At 39.8% G+C, this 26,695-nt stretch carries 23 protein-coding genes; 17 read left to right on the forward strand and 6 right to left on the reverse strand.

The window, feature by feature from the left end; all coding sequences use genetic code 11:
• Nucleotides 1-3: 3 nt before the first annotated feature.
• Nucleotides 4-1,539: a spermidine synthase gene (locus I6N90_RS00390; RefSeq protein WP_197933552.1), complete on the reverse strand. Its 1,536-nt coding sequence runs from the start codon at nt 1,537-1,539 to the stop codon at nt 4-6.
• Nucleotides 1,540-1,780: 241 nt separating this feature from the next.
• On the opposite strand from I6N90_RS00390, the gene I6N90_RS00395 reads away from it, so the two are divergent.
• From I6N90_RS00395 to I6N90_RS00405, 3 genes are all read left to right on the forward strand, one after another.
• A complete protein-coding gene (locus tag I6N90_RS00395; protein ID WP_197933553.1) occupies nt 1,781-2,308 on the forward strand; it encodes a GNAT family N-acetyltransferase in 528 nt (175 codons plus the stop codon).
• 20 nt (nt 2,309-2,328) lie between these two features.
• Nucleotides 2,329-3,138 (forward strand): aminoglycoside phosphotransferase family protein, encoded by an 810-nt coding sequence (locus I6N90_RS00400; protein WP_197933554.1) that lies wholly within the window; start codon nt 2,329-2,331, stop codon nt 3,136-3,138.
• A gap of 155 nt (nt 3,139-3,293) precedes the next feature.
• The gene (locus I6N90_RS00405) at nt 3,294-3,440 is read left to right on the forward strand and encodes a hypothetical protein (RefSeq protein WP_197933555.1); all 147 of its coding nucleotides are present in this window, start codon (nt 3,294-3,296) and stop codon (nt 3,438-3,440) included.
• A 241-nt stretch (nt 3,441-3,681) separates the two neighbouring features.
• Here the strand turns inward: I6N90_RS00405 and I6N90_RS00410 are convergent, their stop codons facing one another.
• Nucleotides 3,682-4,701 (reverse strand): hypothetical protein, encoded by a 1,020-nt coding sequence (locus tag I6N90_RS00410; RefSeq protein ID WP_197933556.1) that lies wholly within the window; start codon nt 4,699-4,701, stop codon nt 3,682-3,684.
• A 90-nt stretch (nt 4,702-4,791) separates the two neighbouring features.
• Nucleotides 4,792-5,223 carry a hypothetical protein gene (locus I6N90_RS00415; RefSeq protein ID WP_197933557.1) on the reverse strand — a complete coding sequence of 144 codons (432 nt, stop codon included), beginning with the start codon at nt 5,221-5,223 and terminating at the stop codon, nt 4,792-4,794.
• 734 nt (nt 5,224-5,957) lie between these two features.
• Here I6N90_RS00415 and I6N90_RS25190 point away from each other — a divergent pair.
• The 5 genes from I6N90_RS25190 (at nt 5,958) to I6N90_RS00435 (ending at nt 8,810) form a co-directional block, all read left to right on the forward strand.
• Entirely contained in the window at nt 5,958-6,167 is a 210-nt protein-coding gene (locus I6N90_RS25190; protein ID WP_332262371.1) for a GNAT family N-acetyltransferase, read from the forward strand.
• Nucleotides 6,164-6,304: a GNAT family N-acetyltransferase gene (locus tag I6N90_RS25195; RefSeq protein WP_332262415.1), complete on the forward strand. Its 141-nt coding sequence runs from the start codon at nt 6,164-6,166 to the stop codon at nt 6,302-6,304. Before I6N90_RS25190 ends, I6N90_RS25195 begins: the two co-directional genes overlap by 4 nt.
• Before the next feature lie 168 nt (nt 6,305-6,472).
• Nucleotides 6,473-7,009 carry a shikimate kinase gene (locus tag I6N90_RS00425; RefSeq protein ID WP_197933558.1) on the forward strand — a complete coding sequence of 179 codons (537 nt, stop codon included), beginning with the start codon at nt 6,473-6,475 and terminating at the stop codon, nt 7,007-7,009.
• 126 nt (nt 7,010-7,135) lie between these two features.
• Nucleotides 7,136-7,522: a hypothetical protein gene (locus tag I6N90_RS00430; RefSeq protein ID WP_197933559.1), complete on the forward strand. Its 387-nt coding sequence runs from the start codon at nt 7,136-7,138 to the stop codon at nt 7,520-7,522.
• Nucleotides 7,523-7,895: 373 nt separating this feature from the next.
• Nucleotides 7,896-8,810, forward strand: a complete 915-nt coding sequence (locus I6N90_RS00435; RefSeq protein WP_197933560.1) for a hypothetical protein — start codon at nt 7,896-7,898, stop codon at nt 8,808-8,810.
• 135 nt (nt 8,811-8,945) lie between these two features.
• On the opposite strand, the gene I6N90_RS00440 is transcribed toward I6N90_RS00435, so the two are convergent.
• Complete coding sequence (locus I6N90_RS00440) at nt 8,946-9,500, reverse strand: ABC transporter permease (protein ID WP_197933561.1); 555 nt, start codon at nt 9,498-9,500, stop codon at nt 8,946-8,948.
• A 155-nt stretch (nt 9,501-9,655) separates the two neighbouring features.
• Entirely contained in the window at nt 9,656-10,528 is an 873-nt protein-coding gene (locus I6N90_RS00445; protein ID WP_197933562.1) for an AraC family transcriptional regulator, read from the reverse strand.
• A gap of 244 nt (nt 10,529-10,772) precedes the next feature.
• Between I6N90_RS00445 and I6N90_RS00450 the strand changes: the two genes are divergently transcribed.
• The 3 genes from I6N90_RS00450 to I6N90_RS00460 all read left to right on the forward strand — a co-directional run bounded on the left by I6N90_RS00450 (nt 10,773) and on the right by I6N90_RS00460 (nt 16,991).
• Nucleotides 10,773-14,249, forward strand: coding sequence for an Ig-like domain-containing protein (locus I6N90_RS00450; protein ID WP_197933563.1), 3,477 nt, complete (start codon nt 10,773-10,775; stop codon nt 14,247-14,249).
• A gap of 131 nt (nt 14,250-14,380) precedes the next feature.
• A complete protein-coding gene (locus I6N90_RS00455; protein ID WP_197933564.1) occupies nt 14,381-14,752 on the forward strand; it encodes a VOC family protein in 372 nt (123 codons plus the stop codon).
• A gap of 148 nt (nt 14,753-14,900) precedes the next feature.
• Nucleotides 14,901-16,991: a transglycosylase domain-containing protein gene (locus tag I6N90_RS00460; protein WP_197933565.1), complete on the forward strand. Its 2,091-nt coding sequence runs from the start codon at nt 14,901-14,903 to the stop codon at nt 16,989-16,991.
• Between the two features lie 197 nt (nt 16,992-17,188).
• Here I6N90_RS00460 and I6N90_RS00465 read toward each other — a convergent pair whose 3' ends face one another.
• Nucleotides 17,189-17,776 (reverse strand): DUF3238 domain-containing protein, encoded by a 588-nt coding sequence (locus I6N90_RS00465; protein WP_197933566.1) that lies wholly within the window; start codon nt 17,774-17,776, stop codon nt 17,189-17,191.
• Between the two features lie 573 nt (nt 17,777-18,349).
• Here I6N90_RS00465 and I6N90_RS00470 point away from each other — a divergent pair.
• The 6 genes from I6N90_RS00470 to I6N90_RS00495 all read left to right on the forward strand — a co-directional run bounded on the left by I6N90_RS00470 (nt 18,350) and on the right by I6N90_RS00495 (nt 26,694).
• On the forward strand, nt 18,350-18,679 hold the full coding sequence (locus I6N90_RS00470; RefSeq protein WP_197933567.1) for an ArsR/SmtB family transcription factor: 330 nt from the start codon (nt 18,350-18,352) through the stop codon (nt 18,677-18,679).
• Complete coding sequence (locus I6N90_RS00475; RefSeq protein WP_197933568.1) at nt 18,676-19,071, forward strand: SRPBCC family protein; 396 nt, start codon at nt 18,676-18,678, stop codon at nt 19,069-19,071. Before I6N90_RS00470 ends, I6N90_RS00475 begins: the two co-directional genes overlap by 4 nt.
• A gap of 207 nt (nt 19,072-19,278) precedes the next feature.
• Nucleotides 19,279-21,534, forward strand: coding sequence for an ATP-binding cassette domain-containing protein (locus I6N90_RS00480; RefSeq protein ID WP_197933569.1), 2,256 nt, complete (start codon nt 19,279-19,281; stop codon nt 21,532-21,534).
• 372 nt (nt 21,535-21,906) lie between these two features.
• The gene (locus tag I6N90_RS00485; protein WP_197933570.1) at nt 21,907-22,347 is read left to right on the forward strand and encodes a hypothetical protein; all 441 of its coding nucleotides are present in this window, start codon (nt 21,907-21,909) and stop codon (nt 22,345-22,347) included.
• A 187-nt stretch (nt 22,348-22,534) separates the two neighbouring features.
• Entirely contained in the window at nt 22,535-25,084 is a 2,550-nt protein-coding gene (locus tag I6N90_RS00490) for a LuxR C-terminal-related transcriptional regulator (RefSeq protein ID WP_232242449.1), read from the forward strand.
• A 104-nt stretch (nt 25,085-25,188) separates the two neighbouring features.
• Complete coding sequence (locus I6N90_RS00495) at nt 25,189-26,694, forward strand: hypothetical protein (protein WP_197933572.1); 1,506 nt, start codon at nt 25,189-25,191, stop codon at nt 26,692-26,694.
• Nucleotide 26,695 lies beyond the last annotated feature (1 nt).

The following is a 26,695-nucleotide window of genomic DNA, read 5'->3' on the forward strand; positions in this document are numbered from 1 at the left end:
ATATCAACGATTTTTAGCTTCCCCAAATATCATCGAATCTGTCATCATTTCTGTTGGTGCGTGATTATCCGATAAAATCGTTCCATTCGAATATTTTTCTTTTACGATTGGAATTAGAGTCTCCGGCCATTTGTTACGCACCGCCGCTAATGGGGATGATGAAGGAATCCTTTTTAATTGTTCCAAATCTAACGGATTTGTGGAGCCCAGCAACAAATAATTATAATCACCTCGCACTTTAGTTAAGTACGTATATGGAAAGACATGTTGAACAGTTTTCGTAAGTGATGCGAGTAAAAGCGAATCTGGATTTGTTGCATTTATATTCATTGCTAGTAACCCGTTAGTATTTAAGTGTTCATGTACCTTCTGAAAAAATTCTATTGTTGAAAGATGGAAAGGGATATAGATTTGTTGAGAATAGCAGTCAACAATAATCGCATCATATCTCTTATCCGTATTATTGATAAAAACACGGGCGTCATTCGTTATAATGCTAGCATCATTAGGTTGTAAACCGAAGTAACGAGGACCTAGTTTCACCACTTCAGCATCTAACTCCACTCCAGTAATATGGATCTCTGGTAAAAGAGGCTTTGAATATTTTGCTATCAAATGTGACGTTGTTCCTCCAGCTGCGCCTAATATTAATATTTCTTTGGTAGAGGATTTGGACAGAAAAGGAACCATCGTAAAGTCGTTATAATAATCTTCGTATGCTAACGAATCTCCCGCACGACGTACAGACTGTACACCACCACCTTCGTTATAAACTAAACTTATATCTCCATCAGTACTCTCAGTCACCCGAATGTATTGATAAAGTGAATCTTTTGACCAAAGAATCTTTTGTCCTCCAACAAATTTTTCTTTACTGTTAGTGACAAAATAAAGTGTGATCGGCAAAATAAGGAGGAGGACAAGCCATTTCTGACGGTTTTTCCGAAGCCCCCAAGCACTCAGTAAAATTAAAAAACTAGACCAAATAAAAATTGTCTCCCTTGAACCCAAAAACGGTATCGTTACAAATGCAGTTCCAAACGTTCCAAATAAACTCCCCAGTGTAGAGCATGCATACAGATTTCCAGCGATCTTCCCAATCTCATCCCTTTCTGAAGCAATGATTCGAAGGATCATTGGATTTAACATGCCGAGTAGAACAATAGGTGGAGAGAAGACAAGTAATATAGCAAAAAACGAACAAATAATGATCCAAACAGGTGTACTCATGATTCCAGCGGTAAGAAATGAGAAAAGGAATTTGCACCATAAAGGTAGGAAAGAACTCATTATTCCAGCTACAAGAGAAAGAATCATAATCCACTTTCCGTCAGGACGTTTATCCGCCCACTTGCCCCCAACCCAATAACCAATAGACAACGAAAGCAGAATAAGTCCAATAATGTTAGCCCAAACGATCATAGAAGTTCCGAAATAAGGGGCTAAAAAGCGTGAAGCAGCAATTTCAAGCGCCATTATAGATGCGCCTGTTATAAATACATAAACGTAAAGAAATGTTGCCGAATATTTGGTTTGCACAATACAAGTCCCCTTTTTCCATTTCACCCAGTACCTACATTCTCATTATTATTTTCCAAATTCAGTTATTTCATTCTGCAGTTGGACGCGAATGATAACTCAATAATCAAAATGAAAAACGGTTAAAAGTCGACTATAGACGTTTAGTACCATCCATAAATTTTTATTTAATGTACGATGTTACTACTAACTCCTATTAGTTGAAGAATTGATGACCAAAAATAAACAACTGGAGGCTAAGATGTACTTAAATACGGAAAGATTAACGATTCGTAAATTTCACTCATCAGACTGGCAAGCTGTTTTTGACTATACTTCAGACAGTAATGTTATGAGATATATACCTGAAGGAGTATTTACTGAACAAGATGCAAAAGATTTTGTGAATAAAAACAGTGGTGAACATGCAACAAAATACGCTGTAATTCTAAATGAGACAAATATACTAATTGGTCATATGGCTTTTCATTCATGGTACGGCGAGATAGCATATGAGGTTGGCTGGGTGTTTCATCCCGATTACTACAATAACGGTTATGCGACAGAAGCTACACGTGCGATAGTTAAGTACGCTTTTGAAATATTGAATATCCACCGAATCATCGCTACTTGTCAGCCGCAAAATATTCCTTCTTATCGCATTATGGAGAAAGTCGGCATGAAAAAAGAAGCTCATTTTAAGAAGTGCATACCTGCGAATTTCATTATGGGCACAGAGTGGTGGGACGAATATTTATACGCTATTTTAAAAGAAGAGTGGATTTCATAGATGAAACGGAGTGATATAGTTTGTCTGAAAATGAAGTGATACTACCAGGCGGTAACGTCAACCAAGTGTTACGTATTGGAGATACCATACACCGTAGTGCCAAAAAAAATCAATATGTACACGATCTACTTTTACATTTGGAAAAATGCGGATTCAGCAAAGCACCACGTTTTCTCGGCATAGATGAACAGGGACGTGAGATGCTTACTTTTATCCCAGGAGTGGTTCCTGGTAATGACTATCCTGACATTCCATCTTACATGTGGTCAGATGCTTCGTTAATAGAAATAGCAAAATTACAACGGCAATTTCACGATGCAACTGTAGGTTTTACTTCTGAAGCAATGCCAACAAACGCATATCCTGATTCAACATTAAATGAGATCGTTTGTCATAACGATGCCGCACCGTATAATATAGTTTTTAGTGATCAACACCCATCAGCACTTATCGACTTTGACTTAGCTAGCCCAGGACCTCGAATTTGGGATATCGTGTATACACTCTATACAACCGTGCCATTATCTAGTTTCGAGCCAACTGGAACAGATGAGAGCTCAACAATATCCTATAGTCCCGAGCTACATGCTGAAAATCGAAGACGACGTATAACATTATTTTTCGAGCATTATGGGATCGAAGTTCCCAATAACCTAAAAGAGTGGGTAATTGAGCGGATTCAAGCTATGTGTGCAACACTTACGAAAGGTGCTGATGATAGGGAAACAGCCTTTGTAAAACTAGTAGAAGAGGGTCATTTATCACATTATGAGCAAGAAATTTCGTTTTTGACTTTACATTTCGACGATTGGTCACTAACGAAAGGTTAACAATACAATGAGCAATCATTCTTGTAACGTAATGCTACAGCACATAAGAAACGAGGAAGAGGCTACCGATAGGTGAAAAAAGTACGAAAGTTCCGTTAGTGATAAAATGGTCGTTTCTGTTTTGGCTCATTGCAATCGCAGCAGAGGTTTTTTAAATGTTCATCGCTGTAATTGAAATGCTATCTGAAGACTCGGAGACTGGGCACGAATCACATTGGCAGTTATTGAAAGGGAATTCTAATACGGAAGTTAGCAATGATATGAATATATACTCCACATTGTTCGGCATTCGTAATCATTAATCTTTTATATCCGAATATAGAAAATAGACTTGCAGATACAGAAATACAAGTCGAGGGATTTTATTGATATATTATACAGGAAAAGACATTTTTTTGTTCCTGTTTTTAACATTCCCTAAAGAAGGGGCTGTCCAGTCAGTCAGTTACACTGACTTTCTGGACAGCCCCTTCATTTTTGTTTGGAAGACTTTAATCTCACGCAAGTAAAAAACCTTTTCCACCCAGAAATCGATGAGTTTCTTTACGGTGCGTTTACAGCTTTAGGAGAGCTGACGATGAATGGAAATTGTGCGTTTAGCGGCACGGTGATCATATAATACTGGCTCGGATCTGTGCCTGCTTCGGCAGGTAGAGAGATGGTTGTATCCAACATCTCTTTTTCTTTTATTTCCCAATACAATTCCAGACTATTCTCAAAAGGTACGGGTTCGTGATTGCGAAATAGAACTGTCGCATACTGGCCTGGTTCCCCGGTTCCCCGTAACACTAGTTTCGTTGACTCATTGGCCAAAAGCGCGAGAGAAGGCAACTGAATAAAGGAGATCTCCGACCTTTCCTGAGAGAGGGCGACACTGACGTTGCCGACATCCAGTGAACCGGTGTAAGTGGACGGAATCGGCTTGACTGGTGCGAACGATAAATCGGGTTGTTCAGCGCTCTTGCTGACAGTCGGGGATTGGACCGCCTTCTGCATCGACAGTGTAAAGAAGCCGACATGAGGCTGTTTTTCTCCCGGCAACTCATCCATCCGATTCACCAAGACAATGAATAGTTCGCGTTTGGCAACCGCAGTAGTTTCTGTTTCAAGCGTGATCGGCACGTTCAGAACGGATTTGGATGGCATGCTCTGTGTGTACAAATACGTTTTATCTTCGCTGTTGTCGACCCGATATTGCTGCAGCTTGCCGTCGAGAAACAGGAGGAGGCCAACCCTATCCTGAATGTCTGTCGCATTCGCTAGCGACACGACCACTTGAAGCTGATTGTCCTTGTCCGGCTTCAGCGACTCAGTAGAGATAAACTTACCGTTCCACTCGTACAAGCGAAGCCCGTATCCGGTCATCATACTCGGATCGCTCGGTACGTTCCGTTTGGTCGTGTCCTCGATTTGATGGTTAAAGTCACTGACATCAATCAGTTCAGAAGGAGTGACGACCGGCTGGTCGTCATCGGAACCGTCTCGCTTTGTCAAAAAATACACCAGAAGCACGATTCCGATGACAATGACGTAACCCGCTATTTTGATGGCATTATTTTTCATGAGTTCTCCTGGGAAGATCGTTATTATGTAAATCCGAAATTATATTGCGGAAAACCCCTGCGGCATCATTGCACAGGGGCTATGATTGATTTAGAAAAAAACTTGCAAACTCGTGCCCCAGGTGCCGTACGTCGGATCTGTGTAAAAGTGCGAGCTGTAGGCTACGGTAGCATTGCGATTAGGAGCTTTCAATTCCGCACCGATGAACTTCGGCGTATAGAACCAGGGCATATGATAGCGACTGTCGCTAAATGTGATGGAAGAGCCTCCATTATAGAAGAGATGGATACCTACCTGAGAATAAGAAGAATTAGGAGTGTTTGTTGACGCATCGCAAAGCGTGTTAGCATAAGCATTGTCATTTCCGGAAACATCGACACCACCATTGTAAGCAAGAACTTGAGCCGAACACTTCGTTGGCGTGCCGGACGTAGTTCCCGTAGTGTAATTGTAATTGTAAGCCATCGCGCTCGTGCTGAATAAGAGAGTGAGTGCTAGCAAACTTAAAATTTTCTTTTTCATAATTAATCCAACCCTTCATTTTTTATTGATGATCCCCAAAAGATATCCTATTAGGGTTCATTACCCGTTCTGTTAAACTGCTGGAGTACATTGATCCCTCCCTTTGAATGAAGATGAGCAGACAACATAAATTCGCTGCTGACGGTGTTTTATGTACTTTTCCGTAAAGTTTGTTGCCTACATGTAACTTTAGTAAACAATAGCGTCATATGATAAGTGACGATCGTCATATCTAAATTACAAACGCATACTTTTATCAAAGAATTGCATTGTTTACTGTAGATTAAATAAAAAGAGGCGTTATCCAATATCTGAACTGTGACCCGTAAGATAGACACTTTGAAAAAGTGTCCCTCTTAAGGACGGCTATCATTATTACACTTATTTGGATAATCGTAAAATGTATCTGGGGAAAAAACTGGGCTCGTATAACATTGGCAATACCTCTTTGTTTAGTAACTTTTTCCTTAGTCATCGATCCAATCCAATGGTTATTGGAAGGTAATTCTATTACACAAGCTTTTTCTGGTATTAGTCGAATTATTCACTTAACCTCCGTTATCCTTGCATTAATACTCATGTTTCAGCCCTCTGCTAATAAATACTATCGAAAACCGGATTGATCGAGTCAGATATATTTTCAAAACAATTGACGTAAAATTACCATTATTATACTTATAAACTAGGTAAACCCTTAATTCAAGCACATTCATTTATACAACAGGAGGTAATCAATGTACAATCTAAAAGATCGAACAATTACAGCCGATAGATTGATATTATGGCCATTTGAATTATCAGATGCTGAACGCGTCTATGAGCTCTGCAATAATTACAATGTCTTCAAAAGTACGTTGACTCTACCGTTTCCTTATCCATTGGAATGTGCAATATCTTGGATCCAAACTCATGAAGAAAACTATAAACGATTTCATATTGGATAGGAGAGGAATATTGGGGTAGAGGTTATGCAACTGAAGCATCAAAGGCGATCATCTCTTTTGCATTTTCAGAAAAGAATTACCACAAAGTATTTGTGAGATACTTTGCATCAAATCCAAGCTCTGGACGGGTTATGTAAAAATCTGGCATGGTGCAAGAAGGTGTTTTACTACAGCATGTCTATAAAGAAAATAAGTTTGAAGAACTTTATCACTATGGAATTATAAACGCTTAAGAGAGCGTAAAACATGTTGTGTAATCAGATATTTCACGCTCTTCAAATAACGATCCTAGGAAAGGTGAAGTCATGTTTGAATTAATTAAAAGAAAAAATATTGTTTTGATTGGAATGGCATCATGCGGAAAGAGTACCCTTGGCGTATTAATCGCAAAAGAACTGGGAATGTCCTTCATTGATACTGATCTGATTATGCAACAAACATACGGTAAGCCTCTGTGGAAATTGCTTGATGATTACGGAAGCGATCAATTTATAAAAAAAGAATCACATGTGATATGTTCACTTGACTGTACAAACACTTGTATATCAACAGGAGGAAGTGCTGTTTACTCTGAAAAAGCTATGACCTTTTTAAAGCAAGGATCAGATATCGTCTTCATTAATCTTTCACATCCAAATATAGAAAAAAGACTTGCAAATACAGATATAACAAGTCGAGGGATCGTTATTGAAAACGGGAAAACATTGTTAGAAGTATATAATGAAAGAAAAATATTGTATAGCAATTATGCGGATTATACGATTGAGGCAGATGATAAATCGTTAGAAAATTTAGTAGCAGATATTGTTCGTTTATTTACAAAAGAAAGCGACCCCATTTGACGAATTGCTCATAGGTGAAGTGTAATCTTATAAAGAATTTTTTGTATGGGAGCCGCCTTGTTATGGCTCTTAAATTTTTGTTAATATGGATTATTATATTAGAAACAGCTAAGAGGAGATTACACTATGAATAAGGATTGGGAGTTTTCAATTCCAATTAAAACTAAAAAAGCAAAGCTGTTATTAGGTCTGTCAGCAGTCCTATTTGTTTTATTTATAATATGGTTTATTAGATTTCCAGTTCCAGCCAACGGTATTGTTGTTAATGAATTAACTGTATCAGGAAAAATGCTATTGTTCGATGGTTCATTTAAAAACGAAAAAAATCGTTATAGAAGCTACTCTTTAAAAACAAATAGTACAGGTGATGTAGTTATTAGACTATATGCAGGTTTTATCGGTAGCTCGAAAAACATACATTTCGAAACTAAAACTAGAAAGAACATTAAAGCCGTTTACCTATATTCATCAAGAAACAGTGAAGGAAAGAAAATATGGCCCGTTGCAGAATAATTACCATGGTTATCTAAGCAATGAAGAGTCATTTTGTGCTTTAATTGTGAGCATTGTGGGAATAGCAATAAACAAAGGCGCTGTATCATTAGTAGACTAGTCTACTAATGATACAGCGCCTTCCTGTTTTTAGATCGGATGAACGGAAATTTGCCAAACCGATAAGGTAGCAATTGAGTTAGTTATAAAAACTAGTTCAAGATAATAAACAAGTCCGTTATACAATTAGTGACGATCGTTTTAATCAAACAAACTTCAAAATGTTATGAAACATAAGGATTTGTACCCGATTGTCCAAGCCATTCTTTAACATTTTGCATCTCCTATACTAGTACAACCTTTTATCAATTACATTCAAAGGAGGCGTTTAAGAATGGCGACTGTAAATGTAGTTAGTGTATTTACAAGAGGTGCAAGATCGAGCGACACAGCTGAACTGCGACTAGCAAGAGTAGCGAATGATATTTCAAGAGCGAACCAAGTATGGAGCACAGGTTTTTTTCCAGGAGTGAGCTGCAACATTAATTTTGTTTCTTCGCAAATCATATTCCGGGACGACGTTACTTTAGTTGCCAACACTGTTCCTAGTATCGAAGATCCTAGAGTGGTGAATCTAATCTCGCAAACGAAAGCTGCAACGAACAATTTAATAGCGATTTATGTCGTTTATGTTAGTGGACCAACATTAAGTTCCGGAGCAATTGGAAATGCAGGTCCTCAATTTGATAATTTCATTAATACAACGAATTTCCGTCTTGTAGGAAATTGCGTCATAAGTGACGATGCAATTGATACTTTTTTATTGGCTCATGAAGTAGGACATGTTTTGTTTGGTCGTTTTTTGAATAATAACTCGGACAGCTTTACGATTAATGATCCTTCAAACCCAGGAAACGGTCATAATGACAATCCACAAAATGTGATGTTTCCGTTTATCCCTGCTAGTAACCCATTCATCAATGCTGCACAATGCAACGTTGCCAGCCAAAGCAGAGTGATCATCGAGAATGCTGGAGCAAATCCAGTGATGGCCACTGCAGATGCCAATGCTTTCAGTTCAATCGTGGGCAACGGTTCATCCTCATCATCGGAAAAAGGAGACTCATGTTGCCAGTGCTGTGATCACGGTGAACACGATGGCTGCTTTATCTGCATTCCGATTCCAAAGGAAGTAAAAAAATTGAATAAACATGTCTTTAAGCTTCTCAAAAAGATCGGCCCAGATAAACTCAATACGAAGTTTAACTATATTTGCAAAGATAAACAAATTGTCGTAAAAATCAAATAAACAATGTACGCGACCTCAGAGCAAAGTCGATGTACAAAACATTATTAAGGAGCAGTTTACATGGATAACTGCTCCCTTAATATGCACACTAGTGCGATAATTCCAATTGGAACGCGGAAGGAGGGATGGGATTATTTACGTACTGCGGCGTTCAACAAGATTGATGCCCACTCCAAAAAATATAACTGACATGAGAAGAAACTTAGATAATGGCAAATAAATGTCCGTCCAACTGTGCTGATAAATCGCGGCTCCAAGCATAGCATCCATGGCGTGCTGCAACGGGATAAACTGAGCGATGAACAGCAACACATCATTTGTAATCGTACCCGGAGGCATGTATACTCCGCTGAGCAACGGCAGGATCGATACAATTGACGTAAGGATCATAACATATTGTTTAGGGGTTCTAAAAAGTCCTGTAAATAGCAAACTCATAGCAACGACAGTAACAATGAAGAGTATACTAGTGACAACAATTATAGATATGTTTGGTCCGAGATTATAACTGAATAAATAATGGAAAATGAAAAATATAATTGTCAACTGAAACATACCGATTAAAGTACTGTATGACAAATGCCCTAAATACATTTGTGTTTTGGTCACAGGTGACAAAACAACCCGATTCCAGACCCCAGATACTTTTTCCTCATTTACTGCATTAATTTTGAAGCCGACTGTGAACATGCACCTGGATAGTTTTTATTATCGGAGTAGCGCTGGATGGTTATAATCCAAAAAAAATAGAATATCTTCCTCTCAAAGTGGGAAGGTATCCTATTTTTATTAAAAGCAATAAAACGAATAAATGGTAGTTTGTACATACAATCAGAGATATCCTTTTAAGGCTTAGTTGAAATGACTTCACAACATTCACTAGCTCGGCTCATTTTACGATATTGGAGTGGTGTAGTTCCTACAGTACCTTTAAATATCCTCCCAAAATGGGTTAAGTTCTCAAATCCTACACGTACAGCTATGTCCGATACCGATAATTTGGAATCCTTGAGAAGAGAGCGTGCTTCTTTCATGCGAATGTTATTCAAATATTCAATGCACGTAAATCCAGTAACGTCCTTAAACGTTCGACTTAAATGGGAGGGACTTATAGAAAAGTTTTGAGACAAGTCTTCTAAGGATACATGCTTATCATAGTTATGATTGATGAATTCCAAAATCAGAGAAATTTTCTTGTTCGCTCGATTTGACTCAACCAGATTGAGGTTTAGGCCCATATCGACTTTGCGTTTGAGAAATAGTAATAGTTCCGTCAAAAGCACTTTTTGGTAATAATCGTAGCCAGGCAGCTTATTCGTTTCTTCTTGAATCATTTTATTAAAATGATACTCAATAAAGGTTTGGTCATAACCACCTAATTTAATTGCATTTGAGTGGGAATGAAAATAGGAGAAAAGATTATAACCTTCGTTCTCAATGAGAAAGGTACTAAGGAAATCTTTTTTAAAAATCAAAGTTACTCTTTCGAAAGTAGCACCATTGATATTAACCAACTTGTGTAAATCATTCATGTTGATAAACAATAAGACACCGCTGACGATTTGGTAGGTTCTGTCTTCGACATAATAATAAATTTGACCTGAAATTAAATAGAGTATTTCATAGGCATCGTGATAATGAGCGGAGGATATGCTGGAGTGCGTTTTCTTCTCTCGACTAATGTAAAAAGGAAGAGACTCATAAAAATTGATTCCCATAGACATCCACCCCCATTTTCAGATGAGTGTAACATTCGTAGAAAAACAAATATTGAACTAGTGGGTTTTATTTCTATTGTTCTAATTATACCATCTTTCCCTTACGAAAGGCTGTTGTACAAAGATAATAGCAGTATACGTAGAAAATTAACCCTTTACGGAAAATAGGAAGAGAATTAACGTTCGATACTGCGATATATTGCAGATGAGACTTTCAAATAAAAATGGAAAAGAGGTAATAAGGATGAAAGTTAAAAGAACGTTGAAAAGAAGACTACAGCTCGTCATATCCGTTCTACTTGTTATCATGTTGTTACCATTCAATGTAATAGGAGGAGCTAGCGTAGAAGATCAACCAGCTGAGATAGGAATGTCAGCGATACCTGAAGTTATTGCAGGGTGGACCTTTACCAGCGCGGGAACTCAAGGTATCATTCCGGCTTCATCTGGTGTGAAGCAGCAAGGTGCAACCATTCAGGCAGTTGGCGGACCATACTTCGAGGCACTTGTAGCAACTGACAATAGTATTAAATATCAAGGCTGGAATGATGGAACTAATACGAAATATTGGTTAGCAACGCTTTCAACTAAAGATTATGACAATATAACTTTATCCTCTCAGCAGACATCAACAGGATCAGGCCCTCGAGACTTTAAAGTTCAAATTAGTACAGATAATCAGTCATGGGCTGATGTTCCTGGTAGTGGGCTTACTTTATCAACGAGCAGTTTTAACTGCACAACCTGTAAACTGCAGGATGCTCCACTTCAAGCGAACAATCAGAATATGTTGTATATTCGCTGGCTCGTAACTTCTACTCAAGCAACGAATCCAAGCAATCCTGCTGTTGGTCCTTATGGTTCGAGCTTACTTAAGGATGTTATTGTTAAAGGCACTCGGATCGATGTCGGTACTGAAATACCAACAACTGATATAGCAAAAACGCCTAGTGCGAATGCTAGTGGACAAACAGAAGACACACTCGTATCTGTAAAATTCAACAAAAGCATTAACCTGAGTACAGGATACACACCGACCATTATTGATAATAACGGAAGTACACTATCGGGCATAACCACCACTATAAACAATGATACTTTAATCATCAATCATCCTCATTTTCAAAATGGAAAAACTTATACGATAACAGTTCCTAAGGAGCTCGTGAAGGGAGTGGATGGAGTAGCACTAGCATATGACATTACTTGGAGTTTCACGATACGGAATGCCTCAACCACACCAATTGCCCTAGCAGAATGGATATTTACGAATGGAGGAAGTAATGGCAGCTTTCCAGCTACGAATGGTCATAACAAATTAGCGTCCACATTTACGAACGTGGGTGGCGTTTTCGAAGCCTATGATAGTGTCAATAAGTCGATCAGCTATCAAGGTTGGAATGGCACTGGAAATAAATATTGGGTTGCAACTGTCCCTACAACGGGTTATGAAAACATCACTTTATCATCTATACAAAACTCTTCAGGAACGGGTCCACGCGATTTCAAAGTCCAAATTAGTACAAACAATCAGACGTGGCAGGATGTACCGAATACAACTTTAAAGATGGCTATCTCTAACTTTGATTGTGCCGGAAATACGTGTAAGTTAATAAATGTTCCGATTCCGAATGGAGCTAATCAGAATGTGCTGTACATTCGCTGGTTAGTCAGTTCAAATGTAAATACGAAAGGAGAAGTAGGTTCTATAGGTAGCTTTGGTTCCAGCAGAATAAAAGATATTCGTGTAATGGGTAGCCTTATCTCAGGTACAAATCCGGGTACTCCAACAGTAGATGATGTGCTTCAACCTGTGAACGGTGCTGTAAATGTTGCAGTGGCTAGCCCAGTTACTGTGAAGTTCAATAAGCCGATTAGTCTTGTTCAAGGGTATGCTGCAACGATCAAGGATAGCAACAACATACCATTAAGTAATATAACGTCTGAAGTCATCAATAACGATACGTTAAAAATTAATCATCCTAACTTTACAAGTGGGAAAACTTATACAGTTTCAGTACCGAAGGAGCTTATAAAGGGGCAAGATCTGTTGCCACTAATTCGGGATGTATCTTGGAGTTTTACCGTTCAGAATTCGACTTCTACACCAGTTGTTCCAAAATTAATTAATATGACTTTCAATGGAGATCCGAAAACTAGCTTAGCCTTCGCTTGGTATACAGATGTAATGACGGATACAGTCGTTCAAGTGGTGCAGGCTTCTGCTGTACAAAACGGTGTATTTCCAGAGGTTGGAGCGACTACGTATCAAGGCAGCTCTGAGAAAATAGGAACATACTTGATCAAAGGAGATAGAGCGACCCAAAGAAAAACGTATTATTACGCACATAAAGCTATCGCAAACAACTTAATCCCAGGAACAGCTTATAAATACCGGGTAGGCAACGGAACGTCGAACAGTTGGAGTCAGATCGGCTCCTTCACCACAGATGCAGCAGGTAATCAGCCGTATCATTTTATTGCCGGCTCTGATTCTCAAGCATCAAGTCGATCAGGTTTTGAACCGTGGGCGGATACTTTCAGAAAAGCGAAATTACAAATAGGAGATCCTAAATTTCTTATTAATGCTGGTGACTTGGTAGACAATGGAGATTTAGAAGAGCAATGGCAGTGGATGCTCGGTTTAGCACAGAATGAACTTACAACTGTCCCTATCGTTCCAGTGCTCGGAGGTCATGAAGTTCAAGATTATACTGGAGATGAGACGACGCCTAACAACAACTTCTATAATCACTTTAACGTGCCTAAGCAAGTAGTTGCTGGTACTGACGAAGGTTCTGCTTACTCTTTTGAATATGGTGATGCACTTTATCTTGTATTCAATTCACAATACGAAGGAGGACTTGCGAGCAACGGAACAGTGTCATGGGTAGATCAACAATATTTGGACCAAGTGAAATGGATGAAAAATGTCGTTGCCAAGAGTGATAAGAAGTGGAAATTTGTAGCGCTCCACAAAGGTCCTTATGGGGCAGGCGATAACTCAGGAAAGTATGAAGATGAACGTGTTCAATTTTACAAAAAACATCTTGTTCCAGCCTTTGATGAGATGGGAATTGATATGGTATTTGAAGCTCACGATCATATGTATATGAGAACGTTCCAAATGTATAACGATCAAGTAGTTCCAACCTCGCAGATTACAGTTGACAGTGAAGGTAATGCTGTTAATCCTAAGGGTACCATTTACCTGATGTCGAATGCATTTGGTAATAAATTTTATACGAAGTATCCTGGCTACAACGATTATTTTGCAGCTAAAAATCTACAGCCTCACAAAAAAATGTTCACCGAAGTTTATGTATCTGATCAAGTGCTTAAATTTACAGCTTATACAGCAGCAATAGCAGACGAAGGTACAGGCAACAATGGAGTAAGGGCTTATGATCAATATGGGATTAAGAGAACCGATGTTAAACCAACACCCGTGACGAATGCTAGTGTCGTACGTACTGGCAACAAAGCCGTTATTTCGTGGAGCCCGCCTGTAGGAAGCACAGAACCTGTAAGAGGTTTTAGAATTTACGAGAAGAACGACAAGGTGTCCACATACTGGAGTGAATATATACCGGTTGTAGCAGGTAGAACGCAGTACAGCTTTACTGTAAACAATATTAATTCGACTACGAATTACGAATTCATCATTAAAGCTGTGGGTACGAGATTTAATTCCGATCCTATCGCGGTCAGTATTAATTAAAGCCACGTGAGATCCTCCTTCACGCTATCTGTATAGAACATACAGGTAGCGGTGAGGGAGGATTTTTTTATGGTGTTACATAATTGGATATGATAGTGCAATAAACCATATCACTTTTTATAGGAGGAAATATGAAACTAGGCGCGTTCTCTGTAAGTTTAAGTGTAAAAGACATTTACAAATCAAAATTATTTTACGAAAATCTAGGATTTCAAATCTTAGGAGGAGATATTACACAAAATTATTTAGTGATGAAAAATGAAAGTTGTATCATTGGTCTATTCCAAGGAATGTTTGAAAAGAATATTCTGACCTTTAATCCAGGATGGGATGAAAATGCAGATAATCTTAATTCGTTTACGGACATTCGAGATATTCAAAAACAGTTTAAAGCAAAAGGAATTAAAATGCTGTCTGAAGCAGATGAATCAAGTGATGGCCCTGCCAGTTTTACGATTGAAGACCCTGATGGTAATCCTATACTTATAGATCAACACAGATGAAATAGAGAATGGAAAAAAGCATCACCTAGAGGCCATCCTTTGCGGGATGGTCTTTTTCTGTTTCAAGACATCAACTCAACGACTGAAACCAGCTGTCACTTCCGAATACTTATATGTGTAGATAGACAACATGGGAGGACTTCGGTAAATGAGAAAAGCAACAAGACATACTCACAAACGACACAAAGTATCTAAGAAAAAGATACTGATCATATTTGGTCTACTGTTTCTACTTATTAGTGGAATAAGTTTGATAGGACTTCGTATGCTAGTAGCGGCTCAGGATGTGACGCAACTGGATCGTCCACTGCCTGCGGCTACCATTTTGTTTGATGAGAACGGTCATGAGGCGGTGACAATTTCGTTAAACAAAATAGAACCGATAACCTACGATAAAATTCCAAAACATATGATCGATGCCATTATTGCGGTCGAGGACCGGCGTTTTAACGAACATAAAGGTATGGATGTATGGGGAATCAGCCGGGCATTAATTCAAAATCTAACCTCGGGGAAAACCGTTCAAGGCGGAAGCACTATTACGCAGCAGCTAGCAAAAAATGTTTTTCTAACTCACGAGAGGACCTGGAAGCGGAAATGGAATGAAGTACTTCTTGCAAAAAAAATCGAAGAGCAGTACAGCAAAGACCAGATCATAACGATGTACCTCAATCAGATTTATTATGGCGAAGGAGCCTGGGGAATTAAGCGGGCGGCAGAAGTCTATTACGGTAAACCAGTCGAACGCTTAACGATAGCCGAATCGGCATTACTGGCAGGATTAGTTAAAGCACCTTCCGTGTTATCTCCATATAAGCGCCCAGAGCAAGCAATCGAGCGCAGAAATATCGTGCTTTCATTAATGCTGAATCAGGGATATATTGAGCAACGGACACACGAAGATGCCTTACAAGAGTCACTAAAACTGCGGGAATCCAAACCGAACCGTTCGGAATCGATACAATACCCTTTTTATACGGATCAGGTCATCCGTGAAGCGATAGACATATATGGATTAACAGAGAACGACGTGTTGCATGGAGGCCTTCGCATATACACGACACTGAATACCGACATGCAGAAGGCGGCAGAGCAAATATTTGAGGAAGATGACCTTTTTCCCAAAAGTATGAGCGACCAGCTCATTCAAGCTGGTGCGATCCTAATTGACCCGCGTACTGGCGGTATAAAGTCTCTAGTCGGAGGAAGAGGACCGCAGCCGTTTCGTGGTTATAACCGTGCCGTTCAATTGAGCAGACAACCGGGCTCCACGATGAAGCCGATTGCGGTTTATACACCTGCACTTGAAAATGGTTTTCAACTTGATAGCCGTATCAACGACGAACCGACTATATTTGGAAGCTACGAACCGAAAAATGCTGACAACACTTTTCACGGCAATGTGAGCATCTATGAAGCACTGACTCAATCATACAATATTCCTGCTGTTAAACTGCTAAATGAGATCGGTATTGATCAAGGAATCGATGCATCTTCCAGGTTCGGTATAACGCTTAAGTCAGAGGATCGAACGCTTGGACTGGCGCTAGGAGGTACGAAGACCGGTGTGTCTCCTCTCCAAATGGCTGAAGCGTACGGCGCTTTCGCAAATGACGGTATCCGTATGAGCAGCCATGCCATCGTTCGCATCGAGTCAGCCAACGGTACAATAGTTGCATCACGCGAGGAGGAGAAGGGGATAAGAGTAACTACCACTGAAGTAGCCCGAATAATGACTACCATGCTAAAAGGCGTGATTGATAGCGGCACTGGCAAAGCGGCAGCGATTGAAGACCGAGAGGTGGCTGGGAAGACAGGCACGACTGAGATGCCGGGCGTCGCGGGGTATGGAGCCAGGGACAATTGGTTTGTCGGTTACACACCCCAACTTGTGGGTTCCGTTTGGCTTGGTTATGACAAGCCCGACTCCAGTCACTATTTGACTACTTCCTCCAAGGCAGCTGCCGTTGTGTTTAAAGAGCTTATGAGTAGCGCATTGCAAGGACAGCCCGCAATTCCGTTTCCGTTTGTTAAAGGGATAAATGCCGGCAAGCAAGATCATGCAGAGCGAGTTTCTAAGAACAAAAGCGACAACGAAAAAAAGAGAAATAAAGAAAAAGAAAAGGAAGAGAGGAATAAAGAGAAAGAAGAGAAAAAACGAAATAAAGAGAAAGAAGAAAAAAAACGAGATAGAGAAAAAAGAGATAAAAAGGAAAGTGGAGAACATCGTAATGACTAGCTTATCGTTCGATCATTCTCCTATATAGCAACGATTCACCGTATTTTCAAAAAGTAAATCAAAGAGCGTACTGCAACTTGCAGTACGCTTTTTTCGGGCATGTATGGTGATAACCTTGTTAGGAGAGCAAATATAGATTGCTTCTGATTATTTGCATAATCATTAACAAGGGGAACTTGAATGATTGCTTCGAAACATTAGACCCGCTTTTCAAAATGATATTCCATCTCGCCAGCCAGAGACATTGGAGTATCGCCACTTTTGTGGAAGCTATGCGAATGAATCAATTGAAACTCACCGAAGTCGACTTGTTTGTAAAATTCATAGCACGGGAAACCGTCATGGGAGCCTTTTATATGGCTCGAACCATCCAAACGTATAACAATATCAAGCTGATAATCTGCACTAGGTGCATCAGGTCGAAGTGGATTGCTTGCACTAGCTTTCATAATGAAGGAGACTTCATCTTCACCCCAAGACTCGTTCTGGATGACAACTCCATCTGTCGGTGCTTGTCCTTGTATATATTCGATCTCACCGTCAGGGGAAGTCATTTTGAGTACCGTCAATCCCGTATTGGCGAAAGAAACAAGCCTGCGTTTCACAAAATCAACAACAATTTCCTGCTCAACTCGCGAGCGCCCAGTGTTTACTGCATGAGGAGTGAACCCTCGAATGTCTCCCGCGTATTCATGTAAATACCCGGAAACTGGATCCTTGATGGACGGGAGCCACTGTAAGCCGCCAATAAACACACTTGCTCTTATTTTCACCACATCAGCCATAAATAAACAAATCCTTTCTATCGTAATATGTTTGTGAATTTGTTCAGTAAACTTATCGCTAGAAGTTCTTTTTTGATAATGTTTGAGAAACTAAAAAAATTAATTCTGCACGCTTATACACATTCTAGCAAGGAGATCTCTTAATAACAATTGATCCTTGGGAGATATTCCTTGAATTGGTTTTAGTGGGCAAGCCGTTTATTTTATTGCATGGTCTAGAATTTTAAATACAACTGTTCAGCTTAACCATTTTCTATTGAAAGACTACCAGGATGAATTAAATAAAATACAAAAGTATAATCTTCATATTATTTGGGGAGATCATGATAGAAGATATTTATCTCCATTGCATTTTGGGAAAGTTGATTTCAAGCACATCTGACTAACCGTTTTCCTCTGAGTTTAATATTTTTGTTGACACGACACCAAATGGTGACCTATGATTAAAACGACACCAAATGGTGTCACAATGTAATTTTCGCCACGTGGGCGCTACATCGAAGAGCCGCATACTTTAAGCAGGTTATGAAATTAACGGCTGTCCCTTGGTAATAATATGTAGGAGAGGGTGTTGTGATCGAGAACAACCAGTTGCGAGATGTCTATGACGCGATTGCAGATCCAACTAGGCGCGAGTTGATCCGTCTGTTAGCAGAAGCGCGGGAATTGCCGCTTCATGAGTTAACAGCACAGTTTCAAATGGGTCGTACAGCGGTATCTAAACATTTGACAATTCTTAAAGAGGCTGGACTAGTCATTGATCGGAAAGTCGGAAGAGAAACACGATTTAGATTAAACGCCGCTCCACTTAAAGAAATTCAAGATTGGGTAGCATTTTACAGTAAGTTCTGGAGTGCGAATATGTTACGCTTGAACCAACTATTTGAGGAGGATGAAATATGAGTTTAGTATTATCATTAGATTTTCAGTACACAACATCGATTGAGAAACTTTGGTCCGCTTTAACAGATTCGAAGAAACTTGCAAAATGGGTATTGGAAAATGATTTTGAGCCTATCATAGGTCATCGTTTTCAGTTTCGGGCTGAGCCTAATGAATATTGGGATGGCGTTATTGATGGGGAAGTGCTTAGATTAGACCCACCAAACAGCTTGTCATATTCTTGGGCCGTCGGTGCTGAAAAACATATGGTCGTGTGGACGCTTAAAGATTTAGGAGACGGAAAGGTTAACCTCAACCTCAATCAAACCGGATTCTCCAACGTTCACGGTCTCGAAGGTGCTAAGCATGGCTGGAGTCAATGGTGTGGCCAACTTGATCAGGTTTTGGTTTAGTATCTGAGCTCTGTAATCAAACTACTCATTTCAAATATAGATGTCTGACTTCAAATATTGAAATTTGTAATGAAATAGATGAACATAAACCGGCGGCATACCGTTTGCAGTCGGTTTATATCTATTCCTACTATTTATATAACATTAATCCAACAGTGAAGATAAGTAATAGGAGTAGAAAATTACATGTACGGAAGGAAGTAAATCATGAGTGAATCTAATCTTGAATATATCGTTCTTTCGGGAGCAAGAGAAAACAATCTCAAAAACGTATCCTTGCGCATTCCTAAGCGAAAAATCACTATCTTCACAGGTGTATCCGGATCTGGTAAATCATCAATCGTCTTTGATACGATCGCAGCAGAATCTACACGATTGCTAAATGAAAACTTTAGCATGTTCGTACGTAATTTCTTGCCACGTGTCCCCCAGCCAGATACAGACGCGATTGAGAACCTAAGCATGGCTGTTATTGTGGATCAAAAACGGTTAGGCGGCGGCTCCCATTCTACAATGGGCACTATTACCGACATTTCTCCAATTCTACGTCTTTTGTTTTCCCGAGTTGGAGAGCCTCATGTAGGACCAGCGCACATGTTCTCGTTTAATGATCCACAAGGTATGTGTCCAGAATGCAACGGAATCGGTCGCAGACTAGGTATCGATATGAGCAAAACTGTAGATATGTCATTGTCACTGAATGAAGGGGCAATTATGTTACCGGACTATAAAGTAAACAGCATGGATTGGTCAATGATTGTGCAGTCTGGTGACTTTGATCCTGATAAAAAACTGACGGACTATTCAGAAGCGGAACTAGAAAACTTACTTTACGCAAAAGCAAGAAAAGTCGAGATGCAGTTCGCTGGAAAAGCAATAAACATTACCGTAGAAGGCATCATTGAGAAATTCACCAACAAATATATTAAGCAGGATTTAAAGACGAAGTCCGAGCGTACACAAAAAGCAGTTGCTCCCTACATCTCCGAGGGACCTTGCTCCAGTTGTCGCGGTGCAAGACTCAGTCAAGCAGCACTAAATTGCAAGATCAATGGACACAACATTGCCGATATGTCTGCGATGGAAGTTGGACTTCTCATTCGCGTCATTCGGGAGATTGACGATCCTGTTGCAACACCTGTCATTAAGTCACTAACCGAACGTCTACAACATTTGGTAGATATCGGGCTTGATTACTTAACACTGAATCGTGAGACAGATACACTATCCGGGGGAGAGTCACAACGCGTCAAGATGGTAAAACATCTGAGCGGTAGTCTAGTAGATGTTACTTACATCTTTGATGAACCTAGCGTTGGCTTGCATCCACGTGATGTGCATCAGTTAAATGAGTTGCTTAAGAAGCTGCGCGACAAAGGAAATACGGTCATCGTAGTGGAACATGACCCTGATGTAATCAAGGTTGCAGATTACATTGTAGACGTTGGTCCGCACGCAGGTAGCCGTGGTGGTACTATCGTTTATGAAGGAAGCTTCCAGGGTCTACTTACGGCTAACACTCTGACAGGTAATCATATGAAACGCCCGATAGAGCTAAAACATGATTGTAGACAGCCATCCGGCAAGTTGTCTATTAAAGATGCCACATTACATAATCTTAAAAATATCAGTGTAGATATTCCAACAGGTGTAATGACAGTTGTTACTGGTGTCGCTGGATCGGGTAAAAGTACGTTAATTAACGATTCATTCCTCAGTCAGCATCCAGATGCGATCGTCATCGATCAATCTGCAGTTGGTGTATCAACACGCTCCAATCCTGCGACCTATACAGGAATAATGGACGATGTGCGCAAGGCGTTTGCTTCGGCTAATAAGGTAAATCAAGGTTTGTTTAGCTTTAACTCCAAAGGAGCTTGTGAAAACTGCCAAGGGCTCGGAGTTGTATACACAGATCTTGCATTCCTCGACACCGTGAAGCTACCATGCGAAGTATGTGGTGGTAGACGATTTAAAGAAGAGGTACTCGCTTACAAACTAAACGGCAAATCAATTGCAGAAGTACTAGAAATGACTGTAGAGCAAGCTTTAGATTTCTTTGAACTAAAAGAAGTTGTACGCAAACTTCAAGCGATGAGTGATGTTGGGCTCAACTATATTACACTCGGCCAGCCACTCAGCACGCTTTCGGGCGGTGAATGTCAGCGCATTAAACTGGCAAGCGAACTTCATAAGAAGAGCAGTATTTACGTATTGGACGAGCCGACGACTGGACTACATATGTCAGATATCGGTCACTTATTAGAGATTATGAACCGCCTTGTAGATGACGGTAATACGGTAATCGTTATCGAGCACAACATCGATGTCATTAGTCAAGCAGATTGGATTATCGATATGGGACCGGATGGAGGAAGTAAAGGCGGACAGGTAGTATTCGAGGGTACACCTTCTAACATCATCCATGCGGGACAGTCGATCACTGGCAGATACTTAGTGTAGTACCACTTTGCAAGAGAACAATATAATCGCATTGGTGTATGCTAAAATAATAGCGACTGACAGCTGTTGTCAGTCGCTATTTTTTCGTTCACCCCGCTTGGCGCAAAGTATTATTAATCTTCTAACCGTGTATTTCAGAAGGGAAAATTCATTTTCAACATAGCTTGTCTTCATTCGATATTTTTCGCTATTGAAGATTCTCACCTCCATCCATTAAACTAAATTGGCAACAATTATAAGTTTATTCTTTTTACTGCTTTTTTTACTAGATTAAGAGAGAGGGGGCTGTTCAGGTAATCTGTAAAAAAACGAATTACAAGAAGATTCTAAAACATTCCTCATTACAAATTTAGAAAGAGAAGGTGATCGATTATGAAACAATTGTCCAAACGCTTTTCTATTGCCTTAATAGCTGCATTACTTCTTTTAAGTTCTTTTTCTGGAAGCGCTTCCGCTTCATGGGTACCTCAACAGGAAATAAATCTTGGTTATCTCTCTAGCAGCAGAGCGGATGGTAAGTTTTACTTACATGTAAGCGGCTTCGCTCATTTTAAAATGTCAAGCACGTCTACCTACGGAAATGTGGTTCCTATTCTTTATCAGCTACAGCCAAATAACACTTGGACAGCTGTTAGAGGCAGAACGCTAGATCTATATAATCACTTTGCACCTTATACTGGCACTCATTACAATGTTAACATTAATGAATCTTCTTACCAGCAACCGTTGTCCCCAGGTGTTTATAAGCTAGTTATAAATGCACCGAACGACGTTTATTTGGCGGATTGGCAAGCTCATGTCGTCGGTTATTGATTCTGACCCATTGATTAATCTTTGTTAACTAACGGAATTTTATAATTCAAGATGACAAAAAAAGCAACCGATTATCGATCGGTTGCTTTTTCCGTTGCAGTAACGAACAGTTAAAAGCTATTATATCCATCCAATATATAGAAGAATATAATGAATGTATGAATCTAGATCTAATGGAGGGGTATCTTTGTTTGTCCAGATCAAAATTGAAATTCCTCAAGTTCGTAAATCCTTGGTACCCAGGCCGAGGTTGATTAGCAAGTTTAATGAGGGGATGGATTCCAAGCTAACGCTTGTTTCCGCTCATGCCGGCTACGGTAAAACGACATCACTTAGCATATGGGCAAAACAATGTGGAGTTCCAGTGGCTTGGGTATCGCTAGATAAGCTAGATAACGATTGGGCTACGTTCTGGAGCTATGTATTGTCCTCTATTCGTGAAAGAATTCCCGATTTTGGCGAAACGTTAGGGTTTCTTCTAGAGATGGAGCCCGCGATATCGTTCGAGCCCGGTATTACAGCACTTCTGAATGAATTAAATCAATTGGATGAATCACTAATACTCGTATTAGACGACTATCACGTTATAGATATTCCTATTATTCATCATTCCCTAAGTTATCTTCTCGAGTATCTACCTTTGCATGTCCATCTTTATATCGCGAGCCGCATTGAGTTGTCATTTCCTACTGCCAAATTATTGGCGAAGGGAGAGATGGTGCAAATCGATATGAAGGATTTGCAGTTTAATGTGGAAGAAGGTGCTGTTTTTTTTAGAGATATGATGAAAATTTCCTTAACGAATGAGCAAATCTTTGATCTGTTCCGTCAGACGGAAGGTTGGGTAAGCGGACTTCAACTGGCGGCAATTACACTTAAAAGCAGCAACAACATAGCAGCTTCCATCCGTCATTTCAATGGACAGCAACGTCACATCTCAAATTACTTGCTCGAAGAGGTATACGGGAATCTTCCTGAGTCAACGCGGCAATTTTTAATCGCAACATCTATATTGAGTAAAATGAATCGGGACTTATGTCAGGCGGTCACAGGTCAAACGGATAGCCACCAGCATTTAGAACGGCTAGAGCAACTAAATTTGTTTCTCATTCCTCTAGATGACCACCACGAATGGTATCGTTATCATCAGTTATTATCCGATTTCCTGCAGCAGATTGGTGCCAGAGAAAACCCAGAACGGTGGCGGCGATTACATGTTCACGCCGCACAATGGTTTGAAAGTAAAAAATGTGATGAAGACGCGGTAGAACATTACATTAAGGGGCAGCAGGTAGAGGATGCCGTTCGATTGATCGAACGACTTCTTCCAGAGCTCATGCAATCAAAGGTCAACGTACTAATTAGATGGATCGCATCACTTCCTGAGAACAGCTACGAACATAAACCAATGTTCGAGATATTCTATATATCTAAAATGATAGAAGATGGAGAATGGAGTAAAGCATTGCTTCGAGCCGAACAGGCGGAGAAACGTTTCGAATCGCTCAGAACTATATTGCCTGAGACGGAATGGAAACAATTGATGGGAAATCTTTATTATTTCTGCGGCATTATTTGTTATTTGCAGCGGAATCTAACCAGAACGACCTATTATTTCGAGCTTCTAGATCATTATTTACCGGAAGGAAGTAGCTTCCAAAATTATGGAAGTAATCGCTATCAAGATTATTATCTTTTCACGGATCTTCTTTCACTTAACAATGATCTTCAAGTCGTAGAGCAGTTTCTACTAAAGTGGATTCAGGTTTGGGGGAAACGAGCGCATTATCCTTTTGTCGGCTATCTATATATTTCTTATTGTATGCTTCTCTACGAACGGAACAGTTTGGAAGATACAGAGCAGTACCTAGTAGTGGCTATGAAACGAGAAGATTTACAAAAGAACATATGGATGCGGGTTCAGCTTAATCTGATGTCATCATGGCTTAAGCAGACACTTGGGAGAAACAACGAAGCTATCGAAACGCTAACTTGGCTCAGTTCGACCATTGAATCACCAGACTATGAATTGATTATGCGAAAGATTAAAGAGCAGCAGGCTCATCAATTTTTGCGCCAAGGTCAGATCTCGAAGGCAGTCGATTGGTCGGAACAGACAGGACTATCTCATACAGATGAAGTCTCCATACATCGCATGGACGAATATTTGGTGCTAGCAAGAGTTCTAGCGGCAAGCCAGCGGATATCAGACGCGTGTCAACTGATTGCTAAACTGGAGCTGTTGGTCGAGAAAGAACAATTTTTAAGGATGCGCATCAAGTTATTAATAGCAAAAAGTAGAATACTTAGGTATTCAGATCAGCCTCAGGCGGCTCTTGGAGCATTAAAAGCTGCTCTGCGACTCTCTGAGCCAACGGGTTATATACGCAGCTTCATCGATGAAGGACCAACAATGAATGAAATGTTGTTCGAACTTCTCGATGAACAGCACGGACAGTGGGATAAAATGATTCCCCTCGACTATGTCGAGAATCTACTTAAAGAATCTCAAACTTTGCCTACTTTCGAGTTGTCGTTAAGGGCTAGATTAACAGATCAGGAATTGAAAGTACTGTACTTGATCTCTGAAGGGCTGCTTAACAAGGAGATCGCTCCCCGTATGCATATTTCGCTCGATACTGTAAAATTTCATGTGAAAAATATATATCGCAAGTTAGGTGTTCACAACCGTACACAAGCAGTTAAGCAGGCTATACATTTCCGTTATCTCATGTGACCAAAAACACTATTCCATTTTTAGAATAGCCTACCCTTATGGGTAGCTTTTTTTTGTTTCTGTTCGTTTTAGAATAAAAGCAAGTGAATGAAAGGAGTGATCGTGTGTCCGATGCATACCCAGCAATCGATGATCTCGTAAATGCAATGAAAGGGGTACCTACGACCAATCAATGGGATATTGTTTGTTCGTACAACGTGGATCAATTGAACAGTTTTTTACTCGCACAATATGAAGCTGGTAAATTAGCTAAAGAAGTTCAGTTATCTACGGAGCGTGAGAATCCATTAACAGGGGAAGAATATACAATCCGTTATACGATTCATTTCGCATCCCCAAAACTATCTTTTGTAAGCGGTAGATCAGGTTATGCGAGTCTCTTAATGCCAATGATTGAAGGAAGTTCATATTCCGTCATACCAAAAGGATCGGATAAACCTAGTAGAACTACTCAGATCCCTACTGGCAAGTATAGTGTCTTTACCATCGTTCCGCTTGCAGCGATCTGTGGCGATACTGGAAAAATCGTAGAGCAAGACGGTATTATTACTTTCAATGACGGCAAAGAACATGAAACCCATGTCATCATCCATTTTAAAAATGAAAAAGGTACTAGTTATCGTATTCAACCTGATCCAGATCCTAAGGATAAAGATCCACTCGTCACTTATTTTTTGCCCATTTTAAGCGAATATTTTCAAACAAAGATCGAAGAGATCGATTATGCTTTGTCTACTTTAAATAACAAAGTACCAAGCTCGGGTCAGACGGTCTTAACTCCATTATCATTTGCATTTGCTTCAACAGGTGATCAAGCAGATGGTGTTCTAAGTCTATACATACAGACCAAGGAAAGCGGTAATCCACCAGGCAACTTAACTCCCACATTCCAGCCTAATGATAGATCCATGTTTCCAATACCGAAAGATTATTCTGCATCCCTTATTTTATCTAACTCTATCATTTCAAAAGTTTTATTACAGCCTCAATTAGCCCAGTTAGGTTATAGCGTATCATTTGATCCCGCAAAAGAAGGTATAGCTGCTACTTTAAAAAAATCGGTATCTGTTATCGCAAATGGACAATCAGGCTACTATTACACAAGCAATTGGAGTTACGAAGGGCTAAATTTGAGCTTTGAAAACGATCCGTTGCAACTAACGATTTCCGATGCAATGTTATCTCTCGATTGGGAGGGAAGTACAATTTCTTCATGGGTGGAAACAGTGGGTAACCCTCCTGGTGTTCGCGGAATGCCTCAAATATATAGAGGACAAGTAAATATTTCTATTCGTTTAGATATCGAATCGGTTCCAATTACTTTAGATGAGCATGATGTCATAAGTTCAAATATAGCCGCTTCACAAAATGATTATCATGTTGTAACCAAAGTTGTTGGTCATGAAGATGGAATCCCTCCAAGGTTTTATACGAATGAAATGTCGCTTGTTGCACCTTCCATTCATTTTTCCTTTCAAGGCTTGAATTTTATCAAAACAACAAATTTACTAGCACCAGGAAAACATATGATTCAATTTGATACGAGTGTAGGGGTTAAAACACCACACGACTTTTTACTTGTTGGTCAAATTATTAAGGGGGAAAATTAAT

It is taken from the genome of Paenibacillus sp. GSMTC-2017 (assembly GCF_016019935.1).
Lineage (GTDB): Bacteria > Bacillota > Bacilli > Paenibacillales > Paenibacillaceae > Pristimantibacillus.